Genomic DNA, 18144 nt, shown 5'->3' with positions numbered 1-18144 from the left:
CCTATGCCTGCAAGGAGTGCTCGCTTGAGCGACGTTTCAACCTACCGTTTCGGCTCCATCCTCGCGTTGGGGCTGTGCCTGGGGACGACCGTGACGGCCGCGCCGCTGGACGAAGCGCTCAAGCCCCTGCCGCCGGTGCCGCACCTCGATGCGGCCAAGGTCGAACTGGGCCGCCAGCTGTTCAATGAGCCGCGCCTGTCAGTGAACAACACGCTGTCGTGCGCCAGTTGCCATCACCTCGAATCCGGGGGCGCCGACACCAGGCCCTTCTCCCTGGGTTTCGACGGCAAACCCGTGGAGATCAATACACCGTCGGTCTTCAACGCCAGCCTGAACTTCAAACAGTTCTGGAATGGCCGGGTGGACACCCTGGAAGCGCAGGTCGAGCAAGTGGTCATCAGCCCGGTGGAAATGGGCAGCGACTGGAACACGGTGGTGCAGAACCTGACCGCCCTGCCCGCCTACCAGGCGGCGTTCAAGCAGGCCTACCCCGATGGCGTCACCGCCGCCAATGTGCAAAACGCCCTGGCCACCTATGAACGCACGCTGCTGACGCCCAACTCACGGTTTGACCAGTACCTGCTGGGCAACACGGAAATCCTCACGATCCAGGAAAAGTACGGCTACCAGCGCTTCAAGGATTACGGTTGCATCGCCTGTCACCAGGGCATCAACATCGGCGGCAACATGTTCCAGAAATTCGGCGTGATAGGCGACTACTTCAAGGCCCGCGGCAACCTCGTCGAGTCGGACCTGGGGCGCTACCTGCTGACCAAGGATGAGGAAGACCGGCACGTGTTCAAGGTCCCCAGCCTGCGTAACGTCGCGGTCACGGCCCCGTATTTTCACGATGCCTCGGCCAAGACCCTGGAAGAAGCCGTCGACGTGATGTTCAAGTTCCAACTGGGGCGCAATCCTTCACAGGAGGATAAAGACCTGATCATCCAGTTTCTCAAGACCCTGACCGGCGAATGGAAAGGCAAGCCTTTATGAGCAGACCGTCATGACCCTTTCTCGCCGCCGCACCAGCCAGTTGGCCTTGGGGTTGATCACCCTGTTGCTGGCCTCGACCCTGATTTTTCTGTACATCAAGTCGTCCAGCGACCAGGCGTCTTCCTACACCCACTCCCGGGACCTGATCCGGCAGTTGCAGCAACTCAATGCCCAGTGGGACAGCGAAGTCCTCAAGGCCAGGATAGCCATCACCCACAACTACGACCCCCTGGTGACGCCCCTGACGGAAATGACCCGGTTGTGGGCCGAACTGGAAGCACGCGACTCGTACCACAGCCCGCAAGACCTGCCCGCCTGGCAAGCCAGCCAACAGGCTTATCAGGCGGCCATCCAGGAAAAGGCCCGGCGCGTCGACCAGTTCAAGTCCCATAACGCGGTATTGCGCAATTCCCTGGCCTTCCTGCCGACTGCCGAAGACGATATCCAGGCGCAGTTCAACCAGGTGAACGACGATACAAAACCGCAACTGCAAAGCGTGGCCACCGACACCTACGACTTGCTGCTCAGCAGCCTTGAATTCGCCCAGGTCACCAGCGACGAGCGCGCCGCCGACATTCTCGTCGGCCTGGGCAAGCTGGCCGTCAACCAGGAACTGCTGCCCAGCGAATTCCGCGGCCCGGTGGAGATCCTGAGCAATCACATCGAACTGATCCTGCGCGAGCAGCCGGTGGTGAACACGTTGCTCGAACAGATCGCCGCCATTCCGGTAGCCGAACGCCTGGATGACCTGACCACCCACCTCAACCAGGACCAACAGGCCCTCGACCTGGTCGAGCAGCAATACCACCGTTACCTGCTGGTGTTCTCGACCCTGCTGGTGGCCCTGCTGCTGTTCCTGACGGTTCGCCTGCTGCGTAGTTTCGCCGAGATCAACCGCGTCAACCGCGCCTTGCAGGCGGTGAACGAAACCCTGGAACAGCGTGTGGAACGACGTACCCGACAGCTCAAGGATGCCCAGAGCGAGCTGATGGACAGCGCGCGCCAGGCCGGCATGGCGGAGATCGCCACCAACGTGCTGCACAACGTCGGCAATGTGCTTAACAGCGTGAACATCTCCGCCGACCTGGTCACCCGCAAACTGCGCAGCAGCAAGGCAATGGGCCTGGGCAAGGCCATGCAGTTGATCAACGAACGCCAGGGCGACCTGGGCACTTTTATCACCGAAGATGAGAAGGGCAAGTTGCTGCCCGGCTACTTGAACCAGTTGGTGGACGCCATTGCCGTCGAGCAACAAGGCCTGATCGAGGAACTGGGGCAATTGAGCAAAAGCGTGGACCATATCAAGGACATTGTCTCCACCCAACAATCCTATGCGGGCGCGCCCTCGCTCAAGGAGCCGGTGCAGATCAGCACCTTGATGGAAGACGCCCTGCGCATGAACGCGGGGGCCCTGAGCCGGCACAATGTCACAGTGGTCAAGCACTACGGGCAGGTGCCGGAAGTCCTCGGGGACAAACACCGCTTGCTGCTGATCATGGTCAACCTGATCAGCAACGCCAAGTACGCCATGTCCAACCTCACCGACCGGCCACGGCAGATGACCCTTACGGTCCAGTCGCTGGAGGACAACAGGTTGCAGATCAGCGTGAAGGACGAAGGCGAAGGCATACCGGCCGAGAACATGACCCGGATATTTACCCACGGTTTTACCACCCGCAAGGAAGGCCACGGTTTCGGGCTGCACAGCTGCGCCCTGGCCGCCGTCGAAATGGACGGCCACCTCAGCGCCCACAGCGACGGGCCGGGCCTGGGCGCGCTATTCACCCTGACGATCCCCCTCATTCCTGCCGGAAGCCTCGTATGAACCAGCCTCCCAACCGGCGCATCCTGTTGATTGATGACACACCGTCGATTCATGAGGATTTCCGCAAGATCCTGATGCCGCCCACTGAATCCAACCAGGAGCTGGATGACATGGAGTCGGCACTGTTCGGCGAAACCAGCAAACCCACGGCCCCCCCTTTCGACCTGCACTCGGCCTACGGCGGCGAAGAAGGCCTGCAGTTGCTCATCACCGCCATGGCGCACCAGCAGCCCTATGCCCTGGCGTTTGTCGACATGCGCATGCCCCAGGGCTGGGACGGCGCGAGGACCATAGAAGAGCTCTGGAAAGTCGCCCCCGACCTGCAAGTGGTGGTGTGCACCGCCTACTCGGACTATTCCTGGGAGGACCTGCTCGACCGCCTGCAAGGCCATGATCGCTTGCTGATCCTGAAAAAACCGTTCGATAACATCGAAGTCCAACAGATGGCCAACACCCTGGCCAATAAATGGGACATGGCCCGTCGCGCCACCCTGCAAACCACTCATCTGGAACGGCTGGTGGAACAACGCACCCACGCGCTGCAGCTGGAAATCGAAGAGCGCAAGCACCTGGAAAGCCAGCTGGTGCAGTCGGAAAAACTCGCCTCCCTGGGGCAACTCGCTGCGGGCGTGGCCCATGAGATCAATAACCCGGTAGGCTTTATCTCGTCCAACCTCAGCACCCTCGACGGCTACTTCACCCAGTTGCAACAGATGCTGGAGGCTTACCGGCAGGCCGAAGAAAGCCTCGCCACGGGTGAACAGCACGAGCAGCTCAAGGCCTTGCGCACCCGCCTGGAACTGGAGTTTCTACAGGAAGACATTCCGGTGTTGATCCACGAGTCCAAGGAGGGCATCGGCCGCGTGGTGCAGATCGTCAAGGACCTGAAAAACTTCTCGCGGGTGGACAACGACCAGACCTGGCAATTCGCAAACCTGCAACAGGGCATCGATTCGACGCTGAACATCGTTGCCAGCGAACTCAAGTACAAGGCCGATGTGGTCAAGCACTACGCACCGCTGCCAGAGATCGAATGCCTGGCCTCCCAGCTCAACCAGGTGGTGATGAACCTGGTGATCAATGCGGCGCAGGCCATGGGGCCGGAGCGCGGCATCATCACCATCAGCAACGGTGTGGAAGGCGAGAACGTGTGGCTGGAAGTGGCGGACAACGGCTGTGGGATTGCCCCCGAGGCGGTGCAGAAAATCTTCGACCCGTTTTTCACCACCAAGCCGGTGGGCGAAGGCACTGGCTTAGGGCTGTCACTCTCCTACGGCATCATCAAGAAACACCATGGCGATATCTCTGTCAGCAGCGAACTGGGCAAGGGCACGAAGTTTCGCGTGGTATTACCGATTCGGCAGACGGCGGCGTAGGACACGCCGCCGAATCATCCGCCCCTGCGCAACCTGTTACTTCTGACAGTAGACAGACCCTTTTCCCGACTCGAGACTCCACACAAGCAACACGATTGCATGCCGGTGGCGTGCCGGTGGCGTGCTGAACGTGAGGCCTGGGCTCTCATCGTCGAAGGAAAGGACACCATGTCTACGCGCCGCGAGTTCCTCACATACTCGTCACTGGGCGCCTTGCTCATGCCACTGGGCAGGGGCGCCCTGGCGGCCGATACAGCCGACCCGGCCAGTACTTTTTCCTTCGAAGGCTTGATCGAACAGGCACAGGCCGATGCCTTGAAACCCTACACCTACCCCAGCACCGCATCGGCCGCGCTGCTGGCGCGACTCGACTACGCCGCCCATGGCCAGATCCGCTTCAAACCCGAGCACGCCCTGTTCGCCAAAGGCCCCGGCAAGTTCCCTGTGACATTCTTTCACCTGGGGTCGTTTTTTCGCACGCCCGTCAGGCTGTATGTGCTGGACAACGGCATCGCCCGCGAGATCGTCTACGACCCGGCGCACTTTGATATGCCGGGCGACAGCCCGGCCCATGCCCTGCCCCGTAACAGCGGGTTCGCCGGCTTTCGTATCCAGGAAAGCCGCCTGGGCGACCAGGCCAGGCTGGCGTGGCAACAAAACGACTGGGTGGCCTTTCTTGGCGCGTCGTACTTCCGGGCCATCGGCAAGTTGTACCAGTACGGCCTGTCGGCACGGGCGATTGCTCTGGATGTGGCACAAGCCGGCAAGGCCGAAGAATTCCCCGACTTCACCCATATCTGGTTCGAGCCGCCAAAGAACCAGCACACAAACGCCATGACCCTCTACGCGCGGCTCGACGGCCCCAGTATCTGCGGCGCCTACCGTTTCGTGATCCACCGCACACAGGGCGTGGTCATGGACATCGACTGCACGTTTTTCCTGCGCAAGAACGTCGGCCGGCTGGGCATTGCGCCGCTGACCTCGATGTTCTGGTTCAGTGAAACCGCCAAGCGCACCGCCGCCGACTGGCGCCCCGAGGTCCACGACAGTGACGGCCTGGCGCTGTGGACCGGCAACGGAGAACGTATCTGGCGGCCCTTGAACAACCCGCCACGCACCCTGGTTTCGGCGTTCGGCGACCGGCAACCGAAGGGCTTCGGCCTGTTACAGCGCGACCGTGATTTCGACCACTACCTCGATGGCGTGAATTACCAGCGGCGCCCCAGCCTGTGGGTCGAGCCATTGGGCGATTGGGGCGAAGGCAGCGTGCAACTGATGGAAAACGGCACCGACGACGAGATCCACGACAACATCGTCGCAATGTGGGTGCCCTCGGCCCCGGCGGAAGCGGGCAACCGTTATGCGCTGCGGTATCGCCTGCACTGGCTGGCCCGGGAGCCCTACGTTTCGCCACTGGCGGTGTGCGTGGCCACTCGCCTGGGCAAAGGCGGCTCACCGGGCGAGCCGCGCCCGCTGGGGGTACGTAAATTCGTGGTGGAATTCCAGGGCGCCCCCTTGGAAAAACTCGCATCGGGGGTCAAGCCCGAGGCCGTGATCAGTGGCTCCAGGGGCGCGCTCAGCCGGGTCTTTACCGAAGCGGTGCCGGACGGCGTCGCCGGCCATTGGCGGGCACAGTTCGACCTGAGCGTCGACGGCAAGGACCCGGTGGAATTGCGCCTGTTCCTACGCCTGGACGGCCAGCCGCTGTCAGAGACCTGGCTGTATCAGTACCACCCCTTCCATTCGGAATCGACGGCAATCGGTACCCCTTCAACGGCTGACACCGGCAATAGTCCATGAGGCTCGGCGGTCAATGGGCGCTGCTCTGCCTGGCCCTCAATGCCAGCGGCAACGCTCTCCAGGCCGGCGAGCAGGACCCGGTAGAGGCCTTGTTGCAGCAGATGACGCTGGAAGAAAAAGTCGATCAACTCAGCCAGCTCGGCGTCCAGGACACACCTACCGGCCCGGTCATTGACCCAGGCGAGCTGGCGCAACGGCCCATGAGCACCGTGGGCTCGGTCCTTGGCGCCTACGGCGTCGAACAGACCCGCCGGTTACAGGAACACGCCGTCACCCGTTCGCGCCTGCCTATACCGTTGTTGTTTGCCTTTGATGTGATCCACGGGTTTCGCACCGTATTTCCCGTGCCGTTGGCAGAAGCTGCGGCCTGGGACGTTGACCTGGCACAACGGACCGCTCGCGCGGCGGCCGTTGAAGCGACGGCCAGCGGCATACACTGGACCTTCGCGCCCATGGTCGACATTGCCCGCGACCCGCGCTGGGGCCGTGTGGTGGAAAGCACCGGCGAAGATCCATTCCTGGGCGCAGCGCTGGCCAGCGCCAAGGTGCGGGGGTTCCACGGTGCCGGGCCTGCCGACCCGTCATTTATGCTGGCGACCGCGAAACACTTCGTGACCTACGGCGCGGCAGAAGGCGGGCGCGACTACAACGTCGCCGACGTGTCGGAACGCACCTTGCGGGAGGTGTACTTGCCACCTTTCCAGGCGGCCGTGGCGGCTGGCGTCGATGGGATCATGCCCTCGTTCAACGAACTGGCCGGGACGCCCCTGCACAGCAACACCGCGCTGTTGACCGGTGTGCTGCGCAATCAGTGGCGGTTCCGTGGCCTCATTGTCAGTGACTTCAACGCCCTCTGGGAGCTGAGCCAGCACGGCATCGCCGGCGGTCCGACCGACCGGGCACGGCTGGCGTTCAACGCCGGCGTGGACATCGACATGGTCAGCCAGACGTACCGCCAATACCTGCCCACCCTGGTGCGCACTGGCCAGGTTTCCCTGACCGCCGTGGATAATGCGGTGCGCCGTGTACTCCAGGCCAAGCAGCGCCTGGGACTGCTTGACGATCCCTACCGCTACAGCGACGAGGCGCGGCAGCGGGCCAATGTCCTGACCCCGCAGCACCGGGCACTGGCACGCGAGGCCGCGCAGAAGTCCATCGTATTGTTGAAAAACACCGACGCCCTGCTGCCGCTGCCCAAGCACCTGCGCAACATGCTGGTGGTCGGCAGCCTGGCCACGGACGCCGAGGCCACGCTCGGCCCCTGGGCCTTGGCGGCTCATCCCCAAGATTCGATCACGGTCTTGCAGGGCATACGCCGTGCCGTCGCGCCTGGCACCGAGGTGGTTTACCTGCCCGGCGCTTCGCCCATCAGCACCGAGACGCAGAACCTCAACGAGGTCCGGCAGGCCGCCCGCCGCGCCGAGGTAGTGGTCGCCGTGCTCGGCGAGCGCGCCGATCAGAGCGGCGAAGCCCGCAGTCGCGCGGACCTGGGCCTGCCGGGTGCCCAGGAGGCGCTGTTGCGTGCCCTGCTGGACAGCGGCAAACCCGTGGTCATCCTGTTGATGAATGGCCGCCCGCTGGTGCTCTCGCAGAACGTGCGCCAGGCGCCGGCGCTGCTGGAAACCTGGTTCCTGGGCAGTGAGATGGGCCATGCCGTGGCCGATATCCTGTTCGGTGACGTCAACCCCAGCGGCAAACTGCCGATCACGTTCCCCCGCAACGTGGGGCAGATCCCCCTCTACTACGCGCACAAAAGCACCGGGCGTCCGCCCAGCGGCGATGAAAGGTATACCTCCGGCTATATCGATGAACACTGGACGCCGCTGTATCCCTTCGGCTTCGGCCTGAGCTATACCTCGTTCAGTTACTCCGCACCGCGGCTCAGCACACAGCGGCTGGCGTCCACCCAAGTGCTAGCTGTAAAGGTCACCGTCACCAATACCGGAGCGCGCCCAGGCGAAGACATCGTGCAGTTGTACCTGCGCGATGACGTCGCCAGCGTGACCCGCCCGGTTCGCCAATTACGCGGTTTCCGCAAAGTGCAACTGGCGCCCGGCGAGGCTCGGGACTTGACCTTCACCCTTGACCAGGCGGACTTTGCCCTGCTGGACAGCAACTTTTCGCCGGTGATTGAGGCCGGCACGTTCACCGTCTTCGTCGGGGCAGATTCGACCACCGAAAACCAGGCCCGGTTTGAACTGACCGATGGCCGCGCCTTGTCTATTTCGGGCCAGTCCGTCCCATCACCGGGATCAAACTGAGTCCACCTGCAGGTTGTCTGGCGTTTCGTTACTGGCGCAGAATGCCGGATCGACCTGAGAGTCCGAACCCAAGGAAACCGTATGAGCCTGTCCTTGCTAAGCCGCTACGCCTTCTTTGCCGTGTGCGTCATTTTCACCCTCGCCAGCCTGCCCTTTATCCAACACGAATGGCTGTGGCCCATCACCCTGGTCACCGGCGTGTTGAGCCTGATCGGTATTTTCGACCTGTTGCAAAGCCCCCACGCCGTACGCCGCAACTACCCGATCCTGGGCAATATCCGTTACCTGGTGGAAGCCATCCGCCCGGAAATCCGCCAGTACCTGCTGGAGTCCGACAGCGACGCCCTGCCCTTCTCGCGCTCGCAACGATCCCTGGTGTACTCGCGGGCCAAGAACGAAACCGCCGACAAACCCTTCGGCACCCTGATCGATGTGTACCAGCTGGGTTTCGAATTTATCGGCCACTCCATGCGCCCCGCGCCCCTGAGCGACCCCAGCGCCTTTCGCGTGATGGTCGGCGGCCCGCAATGCACCCAGCCGTATTCGGCGTCGGTGTTCAATATCTCGGCGATGAGCTTTGGCTCGTTGAGCGCCAATGCGATCCGCGCGCTCAACCAGGGCGCCAAGCTCGGCAATTTTGCCCATGACACCGGCGAAGGCAGCATCAGCCCCTATCACCGCGAAAACGGCGGCGACCTGACCTGGGAACTGGGCAGCGGCTACTTCGGCTGCCGCACCAGCGACGGCCGCTTCGATCCGGAGCGCTTTGCCGCGCAGGCGCAGAACCCGCAGGTGCGCATGATCGAAATCAAGATGAGCCAGGGCGCCAAACCCGGCCACGGCGGCATCCTGCCCAAGCACAAGGTGACTCAAGAGATTGCCGAAACCCGCGGGATCCTGATGGGCGAAGACTGCATCTCGCCGTCGCGTCACAGCGCGTTCTCCACCCCTATCGAGTTGATGCAATTCATCGCCCAATTGCGTGAACTGTCCGGCGGCAAGCCGGTGGGCTTCAAGTTCTGCCTGGGCCACCCGTGGGAGTTCATGGGCATTGCCAAAGCCATGCTCGAAACCGGCATCCTCCCGGACTTTATCGTCGTCGACGGCAAGGAAGGCGGCACCGGCGCCGCGCCCGTGGAGTTCACCGACCATATCGGCGTGCCGCTACGCGAAGGCCTGCTGTTCGTGCACAACACCCTGGTGGGCCTGAACCTGCGCGACAAGATCAAGCTCGGTGCCAGCGGCAAGATCGTCAGCGCCTTCGACATCGCCAGCGTGCTGGCCATCGGCGCGGACTGGGCCAATTCGGCGCGCGGCTTCATGTTCGCCATCGGTTGCATCCAGTCCCAGAGCTGCCACACCAATAAGTGCCCGACCGGCGTCGCCACCCAGGACCCATTGCGCCAACGTGCCCTGGTGGTACCGGACAAGGCCCAGCGCGTATTCAACTTCCACCGCAACACCCTCAAGGCCCTGGCCGAGATGCTCGCGGCGGCAGGCCTGGATCATCCGTCGCAGCTGTCGGCCAAGCATCTGGTACGACGCATGTCGGCCACCGAGATCAAGCTGTTCTCGCAGTTGCATGTATTCCTCAAGCCTGGCGAGTTGCTCACCGGCGAAGTGAATGGCGAGTTCTATTCGCGCATGTGGCAGATGGCGCGGGCGGACAGTTTTGAGCCCCATGAGGTGGTAGCTGCATAACCTGCAACCACCCTTTCCTGCTGAACCGGACCACCGACGGCATCGTAGAAACAAGGAGATTCACATGCCGTTACTGGACTTCGCTGCACTCGCCGGGCAACTGCCTGACAGCTGGAAATCGATACGCCTGGGCCAGGTCGGCCCGGCGCGGATCAAGATGCTGCGCATGGATGAGCAGGCTTACGAAGCAGAAGTGCACGACTACAACGAAGGGCTACTGGTGATCAGCGGCCATTTGCGCCTGAGCATCGCTGATGAAGAGATCCACGTAGAGACCGGCCAGATGTACCTCGTGGAAGCGGGCACCGCTCATGCCGTACTTCCAGGTAGCCAGGGCACCCTGGTGATCATTGACGTCTAGAGACATTCAGTAATACCCAACCTTTGCAATTGCTTACAAATACCGCCAACCTGCGCCCGCCCGACGTGCGGCGTACGACAACCTGCGCGCTCGCCGGTCATTACTAAACCTTTTGTTCAAGAGCCCGCTGCCATGCTGAACGGACGCGACCCACGCATCGATTTTTTTCGGGGCCTGGCGTTGATCTTCATTTTCTGGGATCACGTCCCCCACAATCCTCTCGGCCAGATCACCCTGCGCAATTTTGGTTTCAGCGATGCGGCCGAGGTCTTCGTATTCCTCGCCGGTTACGCCGCGGTGCTGGCCTACGGCAAGATCCTGCAACGCGACGGCTACTGGATTGCCTCGCTGAAAATCCTGCGTCGCGCCTGGGTGTTGTACGTGGTGCATATCTTTTTGCTGGCGATGCTGATGGGCATCGTGTTCTTCGCCAACAGCCATGTGGAAACCCGCGACCTGGTCGAAGAGATGGGCCTGACGCACTTCGTCACCCACCCGCAACAGGCCCTAACCGACGAGCTGCTGCTACGCTTCAAACCCAACCTGATGGACCCGCTGCCGCTGTATATCGTGCTGCTGGCGGGGTTGCCGCTGGTGTTGCCGCTGCTGCTGCGCAGCACCTGGCTGGTGGTGGCCGCGTCGGCGGCGGTGTATCTGCTGGCGCCGTGGATGGGCTGGAACCTGCGGGCGATTGCCGACGGCGTGTGGTACTTCAACCCGGTGACCTGGCAGTTCCTGTTTATCCTCGGTGGCGCGGCGGCACTGCAGGCCAGTCAAGGGCGACCGCCGGAACAACGCCCACTCAAGCGCCAGCCGTTGTTCATGGCGGCGGCGGTGTACACCGTGGTGGCGTGTGTGCTGACCCTGTCATGGCGCTGGCCCGAGGTGCATGACGCGTTGATGCCGTCGTGGCTCAGCGACCTGATCTACCCCATCAGCAAGACCGACCTGTCGCCGCTGCGCCTGCTGCACTTCCTGGCCCTGGCCTATGTCACCGCCAAGCTGTTGCCGGGTCGCGGCTGGACGCAAACCTGGTGGGCGCAACAAAGCTGCCGCATGGGCCGCTACTCCCTGGAGGTGTTCTGCCTCGGCGTGCTGCTGGCACCGCTGGCGGACATGCTCAACGCCCAGGTCGAGGATGCCTGGCCGATGCAGGTTTTCAGTGCATTGCTGGGGCTGGCGCTGATGGCCGGGCTGGCGGCGTGGCTGGAGTTCAACAAGCGCCTGGACCTAGCCCTGCGCGGCGAGGCGCCGGCCTTTAAATAGATAGCCCCAGCGCCGGTATGCGTGATGCTTCCATCTGCCTTCCACTTATCGTGAAAGGTAGAGCGCATGCCGACTCATCAATTACTCAACGGCCTGTCCGGCAATCTGCAATCGAGCACCACCTGGGCCCAGCAACAGGCGCTGGAGCTGATCCAGCGCAATATCCTGCAAGCCCTTGAAGGGCTGGACGCCGAGGAAAAAAACCGTTTCCTGCGCCTGCAACGCAGCGCCCTGGCGGCCATGGCGGCGGTTGAAGCCGAAAAGGAACGGGTGGTCCGCAGCTTCAAGGCAGATGGCCTGGCGCAGTTGCGCGACCGGATCGGAGGGCGCGATCCGGAGCAGTATCGCTTCGAAACCACCTACCTGGAAAAGATCGAGCAACCGCTGCCCTGGGACCGGCAGCCGGGCAGTCACGTGCGGGTACCGCGGCGCTCCGACAAGGATCTGCGCTTTATCGAACACATCAAAAGCCTCTCGCTGTGGGAGGCCGCCTGCCTGAATTTCGGCTTCACCGCCTCGGTCCGCCAGGACTCCGGCTACAGCCTGGTGGACGCCAGCCGTGTGGTCGGGCCCGGTGACGATCGCAGCCTCACGGCGCAGGCATTCATCGCCATTGCCCGCGAACTGGACCTGGGCCATCAGTTGCAGGTGAAGATCAAGGCCAGCCTCGATGAAAACGGCACGCTGCGCCGCTTGATGGGCGAGGCGGCGCTGGCACTGCTGCAGTTCGATGTGCTTGACGCCTGGCGCAACCGCGCCCGCAACGGCCTGACCCGCGAGATGTATGACAGCCTCACCGCATCGATCGACGGCAGCGGGTCGCAACTGCCGGTCGACCGCCTGAGTCTGACCTCGGGCGTCACCCCTGTCATCGCCGTGCCCTTCGTCACCTGGGAGAGTGCCATTCCCGTACCGCTGCTGCTGATCAGAGTCGCCAGCCTCGGGGTGCTGTCCTATTTTCCGTTCCGCCCCGGCGGCGCGCTGCGTTACCACAGCGATGCGCGCGCGGCAGAGGTGGATTTTCGCCAGCAGCTGCTGGACAGCCACCAGCAAGGCGACCTGGGCTGGTTTTCCCGGCAACTGCCCCTGGTGGGGTTGTCGGTGTTCCAGTCGTTGCTGACCCGGCAACCCCGCCCCGAGGGCATGAGCTGGCTGGCCGAGCGGCTTTACGATGGCTTTCACGCGGCCTTCCCGGAGCGCACCCTCAACGACATTCGCTTCTCCACCGACCCGCACGCCGGCCCCGCCGTAACCCTGGTGCAAGCCTTGACTTACCGGCAGATCCAACGCTGCCAGGCCGACCTCGACACCCTGGCCAACAGCCGTTCCGAAGCCGACTGGCAGGCGGTCCAGGACGCCACCGCCGCCGTTGCCGCCGAAGTCTTGCAAGTGCTGCTCACGCCCTTGCCCGGCGGGGTCACGGGGATGAACCGGGTGATGCAGCTGGCCGTGCTGGGCAGCATGACCTACAGCGTCAGCGTGGGCCTGAATGAAGCGGTCAAGGGCGAGGCCAGCAGCTTCGCCTCGACCCTCAGCGATGTCGCCGACCTGGCCATCAGCGGCCGCTTGATCAGCGTCGCCGGCAGCGCCCATCGCCAGCGCATGCTCGGGCACCTGCAACGGCTGGGCAACCCGCGCAAAGTCACGCGTCCCGACGGGGTGGAAGAGCTGTGGAAACCCGACGCACGTCCCTACGCCCATCGCCAGCAGTACCTGCTCGAGGGTCAACGCGCCGACGCCCTGTGCGTGTTCACCGTGCAAGGCCAGCAATACGTCAAGCTGCACCATGACAGCCAGACCCTGGTGGCCGAGGTCGCCCACGACCAGGCCACCCAGCGCTACGTCCTCAAGAACGGCAGCAGCCCCTATAAGCCACCGATTGTCTTCAACCCGGCGCTGCAAGCCTGGACCTTCGACCTGCACAACACCCAGGCCCTGTCGGATGCCCAGTTGCTGCAACAGATGCTGCCCGATGGCTCATCGCTGATCGCGCGAGCCGACCTGGAGCGGATGCTGCGCAGCACAGCCACCTCCCGCGCCACCCTGGAGGACGTGTGGCGCGGCGAACCGGCCCCGTTGAACCTGATCGAAGGCGTGCGCCGCCTGCAAGCCGACCAGGTGATCGAGCACATCATCAACCGCTTTCATGAAGCCGGCTATCTGCCCCCCTATGGCGACAGCGTGGTGTTATGCCTGCTGACCCAACTGCCCGATTGGCCCACCGCCACCTTGCTGAGCATCAACGACCCGCAACGCAGCGTGATCGAAACCTTCGGCAAGACCGAGCCGACGGTGCCGCGCCCGACAACGATCACCCTCGTGCGCGGCGCCGACCACCGCTACCAGGCCGAAGGCGACGGCGGCCTGCCGCCTTACCGGGCCGACCCCTTGCTGGGCCTGGTCATCAGCCTGCAACCGAGCACCTCGCTGCTGGGGCTCACGGATCAACTCGACGCCACGCTCGAACAGCGGATCCTGGCAGTACGGCGCGACGTCGCCGCCCTGGCGCGGCGCGAACGCCTGGCCCTGTTCGCGGCCCTGGTGAACTACGCCGGCTATGAAAAACATGAGCTATTGCCGCCCGCCAATGTGCGGCGTTTCCTGCCGGTCAAGGCGTCGATGCCCTTGGTGGCGGTTACGCCGCTGCTGAAAAAACTGCGCGACCTCAACAGCCCGCTGTCACCGGCCTTGCTGGAGCGCCTGCTGGCGCAGCATCCCCTCACCCCGCGCCAGCAGCAGGCCTATCTGCGTGAAGGCGGGCTGCCCACGGCCTTTGCCGAACTGTTGGACAACCACCGCACCGCCCTGCGCATCGACGCTGCAATCGATGCGCTGTACCACCCGCGCCAGTTCAACAACGATGCCGATCAATGGGCGCGGGAGTTCGCCTCGGCGTTGATACGCCGAAGCCTCAAGCGCGATTTCCTCATCACCGAAGTGGTCGCGGGACGCATCGCCAAACCCTATCGCTCCAGCGGCCCCGAGGACCTCACCGTGGAGCTGCGTCACTACGGCGAGGGCGTCTATGAAGCCTATGACATGCGCAATGCCGGCACGATTGCGGTGACGCCGGCGGTGGACAGTTTCTACCTGGCCATCGGTTCGGTACTGCAACCCCATGAGCGGCAACAATTGGGCATGCGCAGTGCCACCGACGCCAGGGGCCTGCGCATCACCCTGGGCGACTACATGAGCAACCAGCGCGGCCCGGAAGGCTTCGTCAGGCTGGCCGACGGTTCGCTGGCCCAGTACGAGCACACCCTGGCGCTGCCGACCAGCCTGCGGCCGGATGCCGAGGGTATTTTCCCTCTCGCCGGCGACCACTATCTGCCGCTGTTCGGTTCCTGGTACCGGATCGTCTATGACAAACGGCTGTTCAAGTGGCGGCTCAAACACCCGCAGAAGATCGGTGTCGACACCCCGACCCTGGAGCACAACGGCGAGGGCGCGTGGCGCCTGTCCAGCGAGAACCCCATGGGCTGGGACGACCACAGCCTGCTCTATCGCCTCGGGGGCGACCATTACACATTCCCCCAGGACACCGCCCGCAGCATTCTCGCCCTGACCGACACCCCGCCCCACGTGCTGCGCCAGATACACCGCAGCGGTCGGGCGTCGCCACCGTTGTTGGCCGATACCTGCAAGCGCTTGCGCATCGATCAGGAAATCAACCACTTCATCGAAGCGATGTATGAGCTCCCCAATAATTCCGCCACCGCTCCAGACCCGAACCTGCAACTGCTGGTGGTCTCCAGCCTGCCCGGCTGGCCCGACAGCCACGTGCTGGAGATTGTCGACCGGGATGCCCCGCTCAGATACCCCGCCCGTCATCGGACCGATGCCAAGGTGGTGAGCGCCACCGATAAAGACCTCGAGTCGGCCGGGCTGCTGGAAAAATTCATCGCTGACGATGACCTGACCCGGGCGCTGCTCGGCACGCTGCCGCAGACCGAGGAACAGCGCCTGTTCCAGCTGATCACCCGGATCGTTGGATACACCGACCGCGAGCGCTCGCAAATCCTCGACTCCTTGTACATGCGCAGCGAGACTGCGGGCAGCGAGCCGGAGCGCCGCTTCAAGACCAAGCACCCGGACCTGTCCACCAGCACGGTCAAGGCGATTCTCGGCCAGGCCTCCAAGCGCGAGCTCAAACAGCTGCATGAACATGACCGCCTGAGCCTGCGCCTGGCCGAACAGGCGCGCCTGAGCGGCCACGAGTTACGCTTGAACCGGGCGTTCGAAGGCCTGTATGTGGATGCCTGCGCCAACGCCGACAGTGACCGGATCACCCTGTACCTGCTGCACAACCTGCCCGCCTGGCCGAAGACCCTGCGCATCGATGTGCGTGAACGGGACAATCAGGGGCGCCTGCTGGAAACCGCCGGCCATCGGCAGGGCTCCTCGCGCCGGACCGTGGCCAGGACCAATCGCGGTTACCAGGCCTACACCCCGCAGGGCGAGCAGCTGGGCCAGCCCTCGAACCGATTGCTGCGGGTGATTCTCAGCAGCTTGTCCGCCGACGAGCAGGCCTTGCTCGAGGTGGACAGCGAAAGCGGTATCGCCCAACTTCGCACCCAACTGGCCGAACTGGCCTTCGCACGCCGCGTGGAAATCAAGGGCCTGCTGGATATCCCCCATCTGCAACCCTGGATGCAACCGGCCATGGGGGTGGATCGTTCGTTCCTGGTGTATCCGTTCTGGCAGCGTATCTGGCCGTTTCGCGGCCCACGGCCGCCGGATCTGGTGGCCAAGGTCCAGGAGCTTTACCCGCACTTCAACAATGACGATGCACGGCGGATGCTCCAGTCCCTGAACATGACCGACCCGGAAAAACTCATCGAGCTGGAGCGCCGCCAGGCCGAGTACCAGGCCATGGATGTGGAACTGTCACGCTGGAGCGAAACCCTGCTGCCGGCCGACAACGAACTCAATGACCCGCTGGGCATGAACCGTGGCCGACGTCGCCATATCGCCTACCAACTGCGGGGCGCATGGCGGCGCGAAAACGCGACGTTCTATATCGCCGGCCTGTTCAACGTACCGTCACTGGAGTTGCAGCTGGACGACGAAGGCCTGCCGCCCGGCTCGTTCCTGACCGGCACCAGCGGCTTCAGCCACATCGAGTACCTGCGGATTTCCGGGAACGCCTTCCCCGCCACGGGGGCAGAGTTCCTGGGCAAATTCACCCAGCTCAAGGCCCTGCGTATCGACTGTCGCCTCACCGACTTGCCCAGCGCGATCACCGACATGACCTGGCTCACCCACCTGGACTTGAACGACAACGACCTGCGCTTGACCGAAGAGTCGGTACAGCGCCTGGCCACTATGGTCAACCTGCAGAAACTCGACCTGAACGACAACCCGGACCTGACCCTCACCCCGGATGTCAGCCGGATGCCGCAGCTCAATACCCTGCGCCTGGCCAACACCGGGATCACCCAATGGCCCATCGGCGCCAGCGCGCTGCCGGTGCTGACCGAGCTGCACTTGCAGTCCAACGGGATCAGCACCATTCCCGACGAAGTCTTCAGCAACCCCTGGTTGCAAATGGCCAATCGCAATACCCTGCTGCACGAAAACCCGCTGTCCGCCGAGACCCTGGCAAGCATCGACGCCTACCGTATCGCCACGGGTATCCGCCTGGGCGGTCAACTGCGCACACCGGCCCATGCCCCCGTGGCGCCGAATGACTTCGATACCTGGCTGACCGGCGTCGCGGCGCAGGACGTGGCGGCCCGCCGACAACTGTGGGAGCAACTGAAGGCGAATGAAACAGCAAGTGCCGATGATGTGTTCCGGGTCCTGCGCGACCTGAAGAGGACCCACGCCTACCGCAGCAACACCTCAAGAACGCGGCTGACCGAGCGGGTCTGGAGCCTGCTGATGGCGATGGGCGAGTCGACGCAACTGCGCAACACGATCTGCCTCAATACCTACGGCTCAGGCAATTGCGGCGACAGCGTGCTGCTGGCCTTTACCAACATGGAACTGCATCACCGTATCCACCAGGCCAAGCTGCAACCCAGGAGCTACCTGGCCGACCGGGCCTTGCTGGAACTGGCCAAGAGTTGTTTCTACCTCAATCAGCTCGACCACTTTGCCGACCAGTTCGTGCTGGCGCGCGAACGGGCCGACCTGGACGCCGACCCCGCCGAGGTGACCATCTACCTGCGCAGTAAACTGGCGCGGGAATTCAACTTGCCGTTTTATCCACTGGAGCTGCTGTACAGCGTGGATGACTATGTGACACCGGCAGTCATCGACGAGGCGCGCCGGACCCTGCGCAGGCTCGGCCAGTCACCGGCGTTGCAGGAGGCGATCCTGGCCACCGAGTTCTGGGTCGAGTACCTGGCCAGCAGCGAGCCGGAGGCGTTTTTCACCGTCAAGGACACCATCACCTACAAAGTTAGCGTGCTCGATCAGGAATTATCGGACAGGCGTTCGGATGAATACCTGGAGCGTCGCCAACAACTGGTCGACGAGGAAGCCAACGAACACAACCGCCTGGTGCGGCAGTTGACCGAGGGCACGCAACGCACGTTGCAGCGGGTCTGAGACCGT

At 63.4% G+C, this 18144-nt stretch carries 9 protein-coding genes; all 9 read left to right on the top strand.

Annotation, left to right across the window (positions count from 1 at the left end):
* The first annotated feature begins 24 nt into the window (after positions 1-24).
* The 9 genes from C8K58_RS15920 (at position 25) to C8K58_RS15880 (ending at position 18138) form a co-directional block, all read left to right on the top strand.
* Positions 25-993 carry a cytochrome-c peroxidase gene (locus C8K58_RS15920; RefSeq protein ID WP_108573920.1) on the top strand — a complete coding sequence of 323 codons (969 nt, stop codon included), beginning with the start codon at positions 25-27 and terminating at the stop codon, positions 991-993.
* Positions 994-1003: 10 nt separating this feature from the next.
* Complete coding sequence (locus tag C8K58_RS15915; RefSeq protein ID WP_027604623.1) at positions 1004-2818, top strand: DAHL domain-containing protein; 1815 nt, start codon at positions 1004-1006, stop codon at positions 2816-2818.
* Positions 2815-4194 carry an ATP-binding protein gene (locus C8K58_RS15910; protein ID WP_027604624.1) on the top strand — a complete coding sequence of 460 codons (1380 nt, stop codon included), beginning with the start codon at positions 2815-2817 and terminating at the stop codon, positions 4192-4194. Before C8K58_RS15915 ends, C8K58_RS15910 begins: the two co-directional genes overlap by 4 nt.
* Positions 4195-4413: 219 nt before the next feature.
* Positions 4414-5994 carry a glucan biosynthesis protein gene (locus C8K58_RS15905; RefSeq protein ID WP_256592526.1) on the top strand — a complete coding sequence of 527 codons (1581 nt, stop codon included), beginning with the start codon at positions 4414-4416 and terminating at the stop codon, positions 5992-5994.
* On the top strand, positions 5991-8255 hold the full coding sequence (locus C8K58_RS15900) for a glycoside hydrolase family 3 N-terminal domain-containing protein (protein ID WP_108573918.1): 2265 nt from the start codon (positions 5991-5993) through the stop codon (positions 8253-8255). The genes C8K58_RS15905 and C8K58_RS15900 overlap by 4 nt, the downstream gene beginning before the upstream one ends.
* An 81-nt stretch (positions 8256-8336) precedes the next feature.
* On the top strand, positions 8337-9956 hold the full coding sequence (locus C8K58_RS15895) for an FMN-binding glutamate synthase family protein (RefSeq protein ID WP_065938672.1): 1620 nt from the start codon (positions 8337-8339) through the stop codon (positions 9954-9956).
* Between the two features lie 64 nt (positions 9957-10020).
* Positions 10021-10317: a cupin domain-containing protein gene (locus C8K58_RS15890; RefSeq protein ID WP_027604626.1), complete on the top strand. Its 297-nt coding sequence runs from the start codon at positions 10021-10023 to the stop codon at positions 10315-10317.
* A gap of 132 nt (positions 10318-10449) precedes the next feature.
* The gene (locus C8K58_RS15885; RefSeq protein ID WP_092356297.1) at positions 10450-11583 is read left to right on the top strand and encodes an OpgC family protein; all 1134 of its coding nucleotides are present in this window, start codon (positions 10450-10452) and stop codon (positions 11581-11583) included.
* A gap of 66 nt (positions 11584-11649) precedes the next feature.
* The gene (locus tag C8K58_RS15880; protein ID WP_108573917.1) at positions 11650-18138 is read left to right on the top strand and encodes an NEL-type E3 ubiquitin ligase domain-containing protein; all 6489 of its coding nucleotides are present in this window, start codon (positions 11650-11652) and stop codon (positions 18136-18138) included.
* Positions 18139-18144: the final 6 nt, after the last annotated feature.

It is taken from the genome of Pseudomonas sp. GV047, from assembly GCF_003058245.1.
Taxonomy (GTDB): Bacteria; Pseudomonadota; Gammaproteobacteria; order Pseudomonadales; family Pseudomonadaceae; genus Aquipseudomonas; species Aquipseudomonas marginalis.
This window is presented reverse-complemented; position numbering and strand designations above follow the sequence as displayed.

Coding starts and splice junctions, on each gene's coding strand:
- C8K58_RS15900 (WP_108573918.1), top strand. CDS start 5,991: ATGAGGCTCGGCGGTCAATGGGCGCTGCTCTGCCTGGCCCTCAATGCC.
- C8K58_RS15915 (WP_027604623.1), top strand. CDS start 1,004: ATGACCCTTTCTCGCCGCCGCACCAGCCAGTTGGCCTTGGGGTTGATC.
- C8K58_RS15885 (WP_092356297.1), top strand. CDS start 10,450: ATGCTGAACGGACGCGACCCACGCATCGATTTTTTTCGGGGCCTGGCG.
- C8K58_RS15895 (WP_065938672.1), top strand. CDS start 8,337: ATGAGCCTGTCCTTGCTAAGCCGCTACGCCTTCTTTGCCGTGTGCGTC.
- C8K58_RS15905 (WP_256592526.1), top strand. CDS start 4,414: ATGCCACTGGGCAGGGGCGCCCTGGCGGCCGATACAGCCGACCCGGCC.
- C8K58_RS15880 (WP_108573917.1), top strand. CDS start 11,650: ATGCCGACTCATCAATTACTCAACGGCCTGTCCGGCAATCTGCAATCG.
- C8K58_RS15890 (WP_027604626.1), top strand. CDS start 10,021: ATGCCGTTACTGGACTTCGCTGCACTCGCCGGGCAACTGCCTGACAGC.
- C8K58_RS15910 (WP_027604624.1), top strand. CDS start 2,815: ATGAACCAGCCTCCCAACCGGCGCATCCTGTTGATTGATGACACACCG.